This is a genomic window from Methylobacter sp., assembly GCF_030680395.1.
Lineage (GTDB): Bacteria > Pseudomonadota > Gammaproteobacteria > Methylococcales > Methylomonadaceae > Methylobacter_A.
This window is the reverse complement of the sequence record NZ_JAUXVR010000018.1, coordinates 26,275-38,764: the sequence shown is the minus strand read 5'-3', so window position 1 is coordinate 38,764 and position 12,490 is coordinate 26,275. Positions and strand designations below refer to the sequence as shown.

General features: G+C 48.2%; 15 protein-coding genes. All 15 read left to right on the top strand.

From position 1 onward, the window contains the following. Positions 1-276: hypothetical protein (locus tag Q8L79_RS07760; protein ID WP_305269821.1), on the top strand; the 276-nt coding region annotated here is incomplete at its 5' end. Next, positions 273-2,102: an NADH-quinone oxidoreductase subunit L gene (gene nuoL, locus Q8L79_RS07755; protein ID WP_305269819.1), complete on the top strand. Its 1,830-nt coding sequence runs from the start codon at positions 273-275 to the stop codon at positions 2,100-2,102. The genes Q8L79_RS07760 and nuoL, both read left to right, overlap by 4 nt. Beyond that, positions 2,099-3,574, top strand: a complete 1,476-nt coding sequence (locus Q8L79_RS07750; protein WP_305269817.1) for a NuoM family protein — start codon at positions 2,099-2,101, stop codon at positions 3,572-3,574. Before nuoL ends, Q8L79_RS07750 begins: the two co-directional genes overlap by 4 nt. Beyond that, positions 3,571-5,013 carry an NADH-quinone oxidoreductase subunit N gene (locus Q8L79_RS07745; RefSeq protein WP_305269816.1) on the top strand — a complete coding sequence of 481 codons (1,443 nt, stop codon included), beginning with the start codon at positions 3,571-3,573 and terminating at the stop codon, positions 5,011-5,013. The genes Q8L79_RS07750 and Q8L79_RS07745 overlap by 4 nt, the downstream gene beginning before the upstream one ends. Before the next feature lie 349 nt (positions 5,014-5,362). Next, positions 5,363-5,605: a helix-turn-helix domain-containing protein gene (locus tag Q8L79_RS07740; protein WP_305269814.1), complete on the top strand. Its 243-nt coding sequence runs from the start codon at positions 5,363-5,365 to the stop codon at positions 5,603-5,605. Positions 5,606-6,741: 1,136 nt separating this feature from the next. After that, entirely contained in the window at positions 6,742-7,806 is a 1,065-nt protein-coding gene (locus Q8L79_RS07735) for a site-specific integrase (RefSeq protein WP_305269812.1), read from the top strand. Beyond that, positions 7,803-8,543: a hypothetical protein gene (locus tag Q8L79_RS07730; protein WP_305269810.1), complete on the top strand. Its 741-nt coding sequence runs from the start codon at positions 7,803-7,805 to the stop codon at positions 8,541-8,543. The genes Q8L79_RS07735 and Q8L79_RS07730 overlap by 4 nt, the downstream gene beginning before the upstream one ends. Positions 8,544-8,716: 173 nt before the next feature. Continuing rightward, positions 8,717-8,959 (top strand): hypothetical protein, encoded by a 243-nt coding sequence (locus Q8L79_RS07725; RefSeq protein WP_305269808.1) that lies wholly within the window; start codon positions 8,717-8,719, stop codon positions 8,957-8,959. Continuing rightward, positions 8,959-9,750: a Rha family transcriptional regulator gene (locus Q8L79_RS07720; RefSeq protein ID WP_305269806.1), complete on the top strand. Its 792-nt coding sequence runs from the start codon at positions 8,959-8,961 to the stop codon at positions 9,748-9,750. Before Q8L79_RS07725 ends, Q8L79_RS07720 begins: the two co-directional genes overlap by 1 nt. Then, a complete protein-coding gene (locus Q8L79_RS07715; protein ID WP_305269804.1) occupies positions 9,751-10,131 on the top strand; it encodes a hypothetical protein in 381 nt (126 codons plus the stop codon). A gap of 258 nt (positions 10,132-10,389) precedes the next feature. Further along, positions 10,390-10,665: a hypothetical protein gene (locus Q8L79_RS07710; RefSeq protein ID WP_305269802.1), complete on the top strand. Its 276-nt coding sequence runs from the start codon at positions 10,390-10,392 to the stop codon at positions 10,663-10,665. 108 nt (positions 10,666-10,773) lie between these two features. After that, positions 10,774-10,929 (top strand): hypothetical protein, encoded by a 156-nt coding sequence (locus Q8L79_RS07705; RefSeq protein WP_305269800.1) that lies wholly within the window; start codon positions 10,774-10,776, stop codon positions 10,927-10,929. Position 10,930: 1 nt separating this feature from the next. After that, positions 10,931-11,722: a DUF3102 domain-containing protein gene (locus Q8L79_RS07700; protein WP_305269798.1), complete on the top strand. Its 792-nt coding sequence runs from the start codon at positions 10,931-10,933 to the stop codon at positions 11,720-11,722. Further along, positions 11,722-12,114, top strand: a complete 393-nt coding sequence (locus tag Q8L79_RS07695) for a DUF5681 domain-containing protein (RefSeq protein ID WP_305269796.1) — start codon at positions 11,722-11,724, stop codon at positions 12,112-12,114. Before Q8L79_RS07700 ends, Q8L79_RS07695 begins: the two co-directional genes overlap by 1 nt. A 19-nt stretch (positions 12,115-12,133) precedes the next feature. Beyond that, the gene (locus tag Q8L79_RS07690; protein ID WP_305269794.1) at positions 12,134-12,460 is read left to right on the top strand and encodes a hypothetical protein; all 327 of its coding nucleotides are present in this window, start codon (positions 12,134-12,136) and stop codon (positions 12,458-12,460) included. Positions 12,461-12,490: the final 30 nt, after the last annotated feature.

The window sequence follows — 12,490 nt, the reverse complement described above, 5'->3', positions numbered from 1 at the left end:
CTGGATGTAGGCCGGAATGAGTCCGCCCGGCGTCAGCAAGGGCGGATGTTTCCGGCAATCGGAGCGCCGGAAACACCAGTCCTGCGCTTAACGCGCGGACAGGCTTATTCCGGCCTACGTCGAGATGTGTATAACGACGAGAGCTCCAGCTTGGGAATTCAGTGTGGGAAGCTCCAGCTTCCAGTCTCGCGAAACTACGATTGCATGGACAGATATTTGCTCCTCGGTAATTGTTCCCTGCGTGAGAACAGCGAAAAGGGTAGGGGGCGGAAGTGATTGAATTGCTGGGGTGGGTGCCATTGTTTCCGTTCCTGGGGTTTTTGATCCTAGTATTGACGGGTGAGCGATTTTCCAATCCGTTGATTGCGTGGGTGGGCGTCGGAAGCGTGGCTGTTTCGGCGTTACTGGTCGCCTTGATCGGAGCCGAATTCCTGAATGGAGGGCTGCAACCTTACCGCTTGATATTAGGCAGCTGGATGGAAGTTGACGATCTGTCGATACCTTTCGGCTTCTATGTCGACGCTTTGTCGGTCACGATGTTGTTTGTCGTTACCGGTGTCGGCTTTTTAATTCATGTGTATTCTGCCGGATTTATGGAAGACGATCCCGGCTATGCGCGTTTTTTCGCTTATATGAATCTGTTTATGTCCGCCATGCTGGTGCTGGTGCTGGCGGACAATCTGGTGCTGCTTTATCTGGGCTGGGAAGGTGTCGGGCTCGGCAGTTATCTGCTGATCGGGTTCTGGTATGAAGACCCGGGCAACGGCTATGCCGCACGCAAGGCGTTTGTGATGACCCGGATAGGGGACACGGCTTTACTGATAGGACTGTTTCTGCTGTTCGCGCAACTGCACACCTTTGATATTCAGCTCCTAATGCTCCGCGTTACCAGTCAGTGGACTTCAGGCTCCTTGTTGCCTGTCGCCGCCGCCGCACTGCTGCTGGGTGGAGCGCTGGGTAAATCCGCGCAATTGCCGCTGCAATCCTGGCTGCCCGACGCTATGGCAGGTCCTACGCCGGTTAGCGCGCTGATTCATGCCGCCACTATGGTCACTGCGGGCGTCTATCTCATTGCCAGAACTCATGCCTTGTTCATAATGGCGCCGTCGATTCAATTCGTCGTTGCAGTGGTGGGTATACTCACCTTGTTGATGGCGGGTTGCTCCGCGATCGCGCAGACCAACATCAAGCGTATTCTTGCTTATTCAACCATCAGCCAGATTGGCTACATGTTTCTCGCTTTGGGTGTCGGAGCCTGGTCGGAGGCTATTTTTCACCTGCTGACTCACTCCTTCTTCAAGGCGCTATTGTTCCTGGCCGCAGGCGCGGTGATTTTCTGTTTCCATCACGAGCACAATATTTTCAAGATGGGCGGGCTGCGTAGAGCCATGCCTCTGGCTTTCTGGAGTTTTATGATCGGTAGCGCCGCTTTATCCGCACTGCCTTTTACTTCCGGCTTTTACAGCAAGCACGAGATTCTGGCGGCAGTTTACAGTGTCTCTCCGGGGCTATGGGCGGCCGGTTGTTTGGGGGCGATAATCACCGGCATCTACAGTTTTCGTCTTGTCTTCGTGGTCTTTTTCGGCGTCCAACCGCAAGCCGTTGAAAACAGTCTTGGTTGGCGTATGAGTCTGCCGCTGATCTTGCTTGGTATATTGACTCTCTTGGGCGGCATGCTGCGTATTCCGCTGGATTCCGTATTTCCCGTTTTGTTTAATCAGGATCACGGTTTTAGTCTTGTTTCGGTTATCACTATTGCGGCGCCTTTTATCGGTTTGTTGATCGCGATACTGTTTTATCTTGAGGGTGGTTTTCCTGTTCACCGTCTCGTCGGCTCAGGCCGGGTAAACCAAATGCGGATATTCTTTGTTAACGGTTGGGGCATGGATACGCTTTATGACACCTTAGTGATACGGCCCTTTAAAACCATCGTCAAGCTCAATAAAAACGATGCCGTGGATGGCATTTACGCTGCGATAGCGCTGCTCAGTCGGAGAGGGCATTCTATGCTCAGCGCGTCCCAGACCGGTCGTATCCGTTGGTACGCCTCATCCATAGCGCTCGGCACTGCGATCATTATCGCGATAGGATGGCTGTCATGATACTGCCGGCGCTTATCTGCGTTTTGCTGCTGGGCGGGTTTGCAGCCTTTTTTTCAGAACGCTGGAGCCAAGACGCGCCGCGTTGGGTGGGCGTCATAACGCTTACTGCTGAGGCACTGATTCTCACCTTGCCGCTCTCATGGGCAGAGTATACGGACGGATTGTCGCCGGTCTGGCTGGCCGATTTTCACGGACCGTGGATTCCGCGCTTCGGCATCGGTTTTCATTTGGTGATGGACGGCCTGAGCTTGCTGTTGATAGCGCTGACGGTGCTGCTCGGTTTTATGGCAGTCAGCAGTTCGTGGACTGAAATCAACAGCCGTCAGGGATTCTTTTTCTTCAATCTGTTGGCGTGTCTGGCCGGTACCGTGGGTGTGTTTCTGGCGGTTGACCTGTTCCTGTTCTTTGTCTTTTGGGAATTGATGATTATCCCGATGTATTTTTTGATCAGCATCTGGGGGCACGAAAACCGGACTTATGCGGCAATCAAGTTTTTCATTTTTACCCAAGTGAGCAGTCTGCTGATGCTGTCGGCGATCATCGTTCTGGTACTGATACACCATGACAACGGCGGAAGCTACAGTTTCGATTATTTCGAATTGCTCAATACTGCGCTTGAACCCGATGTCGCATTCTGGCTGATGCTGGGCTTTTTTATCGCGTTTACCGTCAAGCTGCCTGCGGTGCCGTTTCATACCTGGTTGCCGGACGCCCATACTCAAGCGCCAACCGGCGGCAGTGTGATTTTGGCCGGAGTAATGCTTAAGACCGGCGCTTACGGCTTGCTGCGCTTTGTCATGCCGTTGTTTCCGGAAGCGGCGCATCAGTTTGCCCCGGTTGCGATGATGCTGGGAGCCGTGAGCGTGCTTTATGCGGCGGTCATGGCTTTTGCGCAGTCCGATCTGAAACGACTGATCGCTTATACCAGTATCAGTCATATGGGCTTTATCCTGCTTGGAGTATTTTCCTGGAACTTGCTCGCTTTGCAAGGTTCGGTCATCACCCTGCTGGCTCACGGCATCAGCGCTTCGGCGTTGTTTATGCTCGCCGGAGCTCTGCAAGAACGACTGCATACACGGGAAATGGGGAATATGGGCGGGCTTTGGTTCGCGCTGCCCCGGTTGTCGGCGTTGGCATTGTTCTTTTCGGTGGCCTCGCTGGGTCTTCCGGGGTTGGGGAACTTTATTGGCGAATTTCTGGTGTTGCAGGGGGCTTTTGGCGTCGATATGTTGTTGACCTCTGTGACAACCCTGGTGCTTATTCTGGCCCCGGTTTACGCACTGATTGTGATGCAAAAAGCTTTTTACGGTCCATTGTCTCAATATTCTCCTTTGTCCGATGCCAGTCGCCGTGAATGGGCATCGTTAGGGTTGCTGGCGCTTATGACGGTCTGGCTTGGCCTGAGTCCTCAGGCGGTATTGAACGTCTCGGCTCCTGCAATACGAAACGCTATAGCGATGGAGCGAGGATGAACATTAATCAACTTATCGCGCTTGCGCCTGTCATCACTCTTGCCGGAACTGCAATAGCGGTAATGCTCGGTATTGCTGTCAGGCGAAATTTTATGTTGTCCTTCGGCATTGCCGCCGCTGGCATCATCATGTCGCTGGTGGCGCTGGGCGTCGCATGGCGGAAGAGTCCGGTTCAGGTCACTTTATTGATCCGGATGGATGCCTACGCGTTGTTCTCTATGGCGTTGTTGCTGTCGGCAGGCCTTGCGGTGTTGGGGTTTTGTTACGACTATTTCAAAGAACGCGAAGGCGAAAACGAAGAGCTCCCGTTGCTGTTGCTGACGGCACTGCTGGGCGGTGCGGTGCTGGTCGGCAGCAGTCATTTTGCGAGCTTTTTTATCGGCCTTGAAATACTCAGTATCTCCCTGTTTGTGTTGGTCGGCTATCCGCTTAATCAGACACGGCCTCTGGAAGCGGCGATCAAATATCTGGTCTTGTCAGGCGTGTCTTCAGCCTTTCTGTTGATGGGCATGGCGTTGATCTATGCACAATGCGGCGAACTTTACTTCAGCGGCATCGGACGCTATATCGCGAGTCGGCAGGATATGAACGTCATGGTTTTAAGCGGAACACTCCTGATCGTGGCCGGGCTGGGCTTCAAGCTTTCCCTGATACCGTTCCATCTATGGACGCCGGATGTCTATGAAGGCGCGTCAGCACCGATCACCGCTTTTATCGCGACCGTTTCAAAAGGCGCGGTTTTCGCCTTGCTCCTGAGATATTTCGTCAGTACCGACAGTTACGCCTATACGCCCTTACTAAACGTGTTCAGCGTTATCGCCGGTCTATCGATACTGGGCGGTAATCTGCTGGCGCTACTGCAAAATAATGTTAAGCGCTTGCTGGCCTATTCGTCCATCGCTCACATGGGTTATTTGCTGGTTGCATTCATTGCGGGCGGCCGCATTTCTTCAGTATTGGTAGTGGAGTCCGTTACCTTTTACCTGCTGGTTTATTTCATTACCACGATTGGCGCTTTCGGAGTCGTTTCCGTGCTTTCAACGCCGCAAACGGAAGCGGATGAGATGTCTTTTTATCGTGGGTTGTTTTGGCGACGGCCGTGGCTGGCGGCGGTTTTTACTCTGATGCTGCTGTCGCTGGCGGGTATTCCGCTGACGGCCGGATTCATCGGTAAATTCTATATCTTTATCAGCGCTGCGGACGGCCGATTATGGGGATTGCTGCTCGCCATTATCGTTGGCAGCGGTCTGGGGCTTTATTACTACTTGAGAATCATCGTTGTTATGTCGATGAGCGTCGAAGCAAGCACAATTAAACCTGCTCAAGGTTGGATTTCCACGGCAACACTCGCCGTTTTAACGGTACTGCTGGTTGGGTTTGGTATTTATCCGGGCCTGTTGGTCAATGTCATCCAGTCGGTATCCTACGGGATGGAATAGATGTTGTGATTTCCGGTTGGCGCACGCAAGAAGCTGTAAAAGACGGTGTACCTCTTCAAGGTTCATTATTTTCTCTGACCTATTACGTTGCGTCCGGAACTGGCATTTTTTATCGATTTGAAACCGTCGCGACCGGATAAATTCGGCCAAAACAAGTGGTGATATAAGTATTCATGCATATGCCAAAACGCTAAATTAACGTTTAGACTAACCCATTCTACATTGATGATATTTATACCCTGTAAAAGTAAATCCGCTCATCCTTCGACAGGCTCAGGACGAACGGATTTACGCTGATCTAAACAATTTTTACACGACATAACAAGGCTGACTGAGTACTGGAATTACTATGACAATACACATTGAATTTACTTCGGAAACATTAGGAATTTTAAAAAAGGAAAGGCATACCCATCCCGTTCCGTTAGTTCGGCGGCGCCTACAAGCATTGTGGTTAAAAAGCCGTGGCCTATCCAATTACAGGATCGCTTTATTGGTGGACGTTTATGAAACTACTTTGCGTGATTACTTTCAGTTGTATCAACAAAACGGTGTAGAAGGTTTGAAAAGTCTTTACTTTTGTTTCGGTTAAAACTAAATCAATGCTTGGCGCGTGGCTTCCGGTGATGGCAATAATATGCCGTGATTCAATTTGAATCTCCAGCATGCGGAGCGCCAGGCGCTTATTTAAGGATTGAAAACACGTTTTATTTCCGTTTTAATCTGCTTTTTATGTTAATCCCTCGCTTCAATCCGAATAACAGCTAACGCTCTAACTAATTGCGACAGCATTTCAACCCGTGAGGCACGGCAATTGTGCCGGAATAGGATGTAACTGCCCCATCACCAATACACCCCCACCAGCAAAAATAACCCAATCACTGCACATTTCATGGTCCACTGATCCAGAAAACTCTGGCCGTAGTCATGGCTCATTATCTCTGCAACTTTGCTGCGTCCAACCTGGTCCTGCATGTGGATTTTTCTTGGCATAATAGCTCACCTCGTTATTATTATTTTATTGAGCGGTAATCACCGGGCATTTAGTCAGTCAACGCGCCCTGGATTTCGATTTTATTTAATTTTTTGTTATAACTTACCGTGAAAATTGATATTGTCCAGTGCACCGGGAGGATCGGAAGCGATAAGTGCAATGCAAGCGAGTTGGTTTGCGTCAAATTAAAAAGGCGATTGCAAAGATCAACTAACATTCTAAGGGTAAACTGATACGTCAAATCACTCAACAATCAAAGCCGGGTAATATCGGCTTTTTTGTGTCTGAAATTCCGGCAAGTGTTGCGGTTTGTTGTGGCTGTTTTTGTAGAAATGGGACGAAATTGGGAAAGCTTTTATTTCAGGCATAAAAAAAGCACTTGGTTTTCACCTAAGCGCTTGATTTGTATGGTGGCGATAGGTGGACTTGAACCACCGACCCCGGGGTTATGAATCCCAAAAACACTAAAAACCACAACACGACACAACAAACAATAATAATTAATTCAATGATTTAATCGTTTTCTCTTGTTGCCCATTATTGCCATTTATTGCCCTTTTTTATACTCAATTGCAACGTGAGTGCAACGTGAGAGTATAATAAAAACCTAGAAATAAAGCGGCCTTGAGGGTGTAACTAGCACCGACAAGGCCTTACCAATAACTTAATTCTGGGTTAAGCAATGGCTGAGAGCATCATATCAAAATGCCGGTTGCTATCCTATAGGGGCAACCATGGCAACTATCACTAAGCGATTAACAGCCGAGAACAAACCTTACTACACCGCACAAGTTCGGCTGAAAGGCTACCCAGCACAAACCGCCACTTTTAATCGGCTAACTGACGCGAAAAAATGGGCACAAGACACTGAAAGCGCAATCAGGGAAGGGCGACACTTCAAAACCGCTGAAGCCAAAAAGCACACAGTCGATGAAATGATTGACCGCTACTTATCCGGCGCAAACCTCAACAAAGTCCAAGATGATCATACCGGCCTACACCTAAGACGCTGGAAAGAGGAAATCGGTTATATGTTGCTGGCCGATGTGACGGCCGACACTTTAACGCTGGTTAAAGAAAAGCTCTTGAACGAAGAGTTTAGGGGCAAGCCACGGAGCCCCACCACTGTTTTGAGATACATGGCTTCACTGAGTACGGTTTTTACTACAGCCGTTCGGGATTGGGCGTGGCTGGAAGATTCCCCCATGAAGAACATCAAAAAACCCAAAGCAGCGCGCGGGCGTGTCCGGTTTTTGGATGATGGTGAACGGGGTCGTCTATTAATCGCGTGTAAAGCATCCCGAAATAAATTGCTTTATACGTGTGTGATTCTGGCAATGTCCACCGGTATGAGACAGGCCGAGCTTTTCAACCTGAAGTGGTCAGATGTCGATTTAAAAGACGGCTTTTTAATTCTGCACGAAACTAAAAACGGTGACCGGCGGCGCGTTCCTTTGGCCGGGCATTGCCTGGAGCTGTTGCGCGAACATGCCAAGGTTAGACGGCTAGACACTCAACTATTATTCCCCGGCATTAAAAACCCGCTGAACCCGATTGATTTACAGCAACCGTGGGAGACAGCCAGAAAACACGCCGGGATAACTGATTTTACATGGCATGACCTTAGACACTGTACAGCCTCATATCTGGCAATGAATGGCGCAAGCATGGCCGATATAGCGGCTGTGCTGGGACATAAAACGCTACAGATGGTGAAGCGATACGCCCACCTTTCAGACGGCCATGTTTCAAATGTGGTTGCCAGTATGAACGCCAAAATATTTGGTGGGGCACAATGAATAAATTTTTAATGATTGATGAAGCAGCACTATTATCTGGAATGCCTGTTAGAAGGTTATTACAGCTTGGTATGCGCGGAGAACTGTCAATTTATGCCCAGGGAGATTGGTTTTGGTGCTCTATGGAAGAGCCTTATCAAGGGCATAATATTAGAGTACCAATATATTTGAATGACACAAATCAGATTGGGATGCTTGCAAGAGGTGAAAAATTTCAACTCCATGTTGACTCTGATGGTCGGTTTATCAGTAGGCGAGACTGTGATGATGATAATGAATACCTTGATGGCGTTGCCGTTGGTGAAATAAACCTATACTGCCTGAAATCTGAAATTGAAGAAATTAAGGGTTGTGCGACATCAAAAACACTAGACCCAAATCAGCAAATCGGAGAAGTGAGTGATATGGGGACGGGTACCCAAGATAGTGCCGAACCGGCAGGCGTTAAGGGCAAAACCAGCAAACCAAGACGACAAAAAGGGGGACAGGACAAATTAAGAGCGGAGCACTTTATGGCTCGGCTAAAACAGGATGAGAATATCATCAATAAATCTCACAAGTTGATTGATGATGATCTGCGCAATGAGCGTCCAGATTTATGGGGAAAAAATATTGAAACTCTTAATACTTGGTTTAAATCAGACGAAGGAAAAGAGGTGAAAAAGCAGTTGAACACACTCAAACTAGACGCAAGGCGGGCGGGGGAAATAACAGAGAAACAAGAAACGGGGCTTTAAGCCCCTTTTTTTTGCTTTAAAAAACAGCAAATTAAGTTTTAGTAAAAAAGGTAAATTAGGTAAATTACTATTTTTACCATTATTGCATTTAAAATCAATTGCATAGAATTTCACCATCATCAACAACAAGCGCTGATGAAAGAATTTATTATCTAATAATCAATGGTGAAATTATGGGCGTACAAAACAATCAATCTGCTGAACAGCAAGTAGCATTGTATTGCTATTTAACAGTTAATCAACTTTGTGACAAACACAAAGCTTTCAAAATTGGCGGTGTTAGAGCCCAGATATTTAACGAGGAAAAAAACGGCCTCAAGGAATCTGGGGCAATTTTAAGAAATGGCCGCAAGATTTTAATTAACGAAGCGAAATGGTTCGCCTGGCTGGAAGCCGGAAACCAAGGCGGTGCTTAATGACTCCTCCCAAATTCCCCGTCACCGACTCCCAGGCAGTCCTGATGTCGAATAATGAAAATAACCCGACACCAATAAGCACGAATACTAGCGTGCCTGCAATCGTCAACGATTTCATCATTCGCGGAGGCAGCAATCAGATTTGCGTCGATAGCCGTGATATTGCCAAACAGTTCGGTCGGGATCATAAAAATGTACTGCAAACTCTGGATGACTTGCTGGCAGATGGCACAATCTCACGGCTTGAATTCAAGCTGTCAAATTATGTGAAGCGCGGCAAAGAATACCGTCGTTACGAACTCAATAAGGCGGGATTCTTAAAAGCCATGCCGTTTATCGGCGGCCGCAAATCAAGAGAAGGCCAACGGCGTTTTGTTGATGAGTTCTTAAGGATTGAAGCAGCATTCGAGCGGCAATCAAAAGAACGTGCCAGTCTGGCCTATCAGGTGGCGCGCTCATCCGGCAAAGACAGTCGAGGCATACTTACCGATGAAATTAAAACATTTATCGCCTATGCAAAAGAACAGGGCAGCAGCAACGCCGACCGATATTTTTGCACCATCACCAACGTGGTTCAAAAATCGATACTGGTCATTGATCCACACGTTACTCAGGTTAGAGAGTTGCTGACGGCGATACAGCTGGCTAACCTGAGTTTAATTGAGCTGACATCTGCTCAGGCTTTGACTAAAGGGATGGAAGCGAAATTGCCGTATAAAGAGATTTACCAAAAACTGAAAAATGCACTGGATCGCTTTGTTGTCGAGAGAACCAGGGTTCTGGGCGACTAAATGTCCAAGAAAAAACCAAGACTTGGTTATGACGGCAGAGGCGGAGTTATGGTTGTCTCTAGGGCAATGCGTGAATCACCTGCCTATCAGTCAATGCCTGCTACGGCCAAGGTGTTAATGGATTTACTTCATCTGCAATGGCGAAACGACAAACCGGTGGCCTATGGGGTGCGTGAGGCTGGTCAAAAGATTGGATGTAAACCTGAAACAGCAGGTAAAGCGTTTAATGTGCTACAGGAGCGCGGCTTCATTGTCTGTTTTGAGCAATCTTTATTCAACAGCAAAACAGGCAGTAAGGCGCGTGAATGGCGTTTGACCTGGATGCCATTCGACTATAAAAATCCTACTCATGACTGGGAAAAATGGCGGCCAGAAAATTAAAGCAACCGTACCGAAAAGGGGGGCACAAAGCTATTTTGCGTACTCCCTTTTGGGACACAAATTTAGGTAATTGGGATTTGTGTACCGATTGGAGGTACACAACAAGAAAAAATCAATAACTTACGGAGGTCTTTCGTGCTCCATTTCGGCACACACCTACTGTAACCACACCACTATGAAAAATAATCAGTGCTGTAGCTGTAGCTGTAGCTGTATTGCAGAGCTGGGAAGATAGCTCAACTGGGCGAGGAAATTAAGATGAAAGAAACTCTACAAAAATTAATGATGAGCTCCACGCTGATGCAATTGCATCAATTATCACAAACGCTGCCGGTTAATGTGCATAATCACGAGGACCTTTTAGGCGCGTTTGCAACGTGCAGCACTGAGATTATCGGCGCTCTGGATGCTGGAAGAATTCATTTTGATAATGATAAGGATCATGCAATGTTGCTTGGGCTACTAACCGTCATTACCGACTACGCCATGGATGGACGGCTAAAAACAGCATTTGGCGAGGAGGCCATCCATTAATTTACGAAAAAATTAAACCGAAAGTGAGCGAAGTTCGTTCACTTTGTCTATTCCAAGTTGTGATATAAAAATGGCCGTGTCAGATCAAATTAACAATGAGGAGCCAAGATGAATGAGAAAGAACGCCTGGAACGAAGAGAAAAAAACGACGCCATCGCGCGTAGTCATCTAGCGAGATTGGGCCATCGCGCGCCGATTGCTGAACCGGTCCTCAAGGCGCCGGAAAGGCAGGAAAATTCGAAGGTCAAAGCTGAGGACTGCTGAATTGAGCCAAATCACAGCGGCCGAGTTGAAGGCTATCGCAGCTGAAATTAATGAGCGTGAGGCTCAGATTATTAGCATGGTGCGGCAAAGTCTTAATTTGGCGGCACTGATCGGCCAGTCCTTGAATCGCATCAAGGCGAGCCTGCCTTTAGGTGATTTCATGCCGTGGCTGGCTGAAAACTGCCAAGTTAAACAAGCCCAATGTAATCGCTATATGCGTCTTGCGACAAATTGCCCGGAATATCTTATCTCGTCTAACTGTCCCACTGGCCTGGCCTTGAATACTGCGCTGGAGCTTATTACAGCCCCAGACGACGTTCGCGAGCTGGTTCTTGAAGCTGTAGAGGCAGGGGAAGTTGTTCCTCAGAAAATTATTAGAGAGCTTCGTGGGAAGCGGCCTTATCCTTATCCTGGTCAGACAGCGGCAAAGCCCGATCTAAAAGCCGTCCAGCCTATCAATATCAATACACCACCGCGTACAGAGACTTGGCTGCTTGTTCCGCACGTGTGCCGCCATTGTTGCGGCCGGTTGCTTAAACGAAACATTAGCCCGACAGTTACTGAGGTGATATGCGCAAAATGCGAGACGCGCGAGCGCGGTCCAGTAGATTCCTTGTGCTGGTGCGGCAAGGAAACCGGCACCTACGGGCGAATCTTTGAGTGCATTCAGAACCCCAACAGGCGGCCTGAATTACCCAATGCCATTATGGTTAGGGAGAAATCAGCGTATGTGAAAGCTCCTGAAATCCGTCCAAGCCGGTATGCCGGAATAGCTGGCGCGAGCGATTTATAGTGAATTATTTTGACTTGGCTTTGCTATTGATCGGTGGTGACGGAACAATAATATCAATGGCGATTTTACACCCTGTGTTGTCGCCATTCATTGAGAACAACACTGGAGCAATGAACATGGCATTTAAACCCGGTATGAGTGGCAATCCAGGTGGACGTCCTAAAGGAGTTAAGTCTGTACGGAAAGCGGCACAACTTCACACAGCTGAAGCACTGGCGACACTGGTAGAGATCATGAAGGATTCCAAGTCATCATCTGGTTCTCGGGTGGCTGCTGCTAATGCGTTACTTGATCGCGGTTGGGGAAAAATCGGGCCGTCGGAAGATTCATTTTTGGATGTAACGGTTCTTTCGGACGCAGACTTGAAAAAGATTATTGACGGTAAATATTAACTTTTGGAGAAATTAATTTATGAAACTTTTATATAATAATCATGGGCGAATACACGAAATTCGCGGTCATGGCGACATGATGAAGGCGCTTGGACTTGGAGGCGGTGGAACGACTGTCATCATGACCGACGAGACAGGTCAGCTTGTCGGAGCTGGTAGAGGTGGCGAGAATTTAATTGCCTCTATGCCACTCATTAAAGCGCTGCGGGAAAGTGAGCCGATTGTTAAAAAGCCGGTAATTATTGATAAGCCCAAACCTATGATGAAGTCGATGAACCGTCCTGGAGCAATGAGCTTTGATCGCCTGCTTGATGAACTGGAGAGCCTACAGAGATCGTTCGCCTAGCGCTGCATACGCCACCTCGACGGGCAGCTT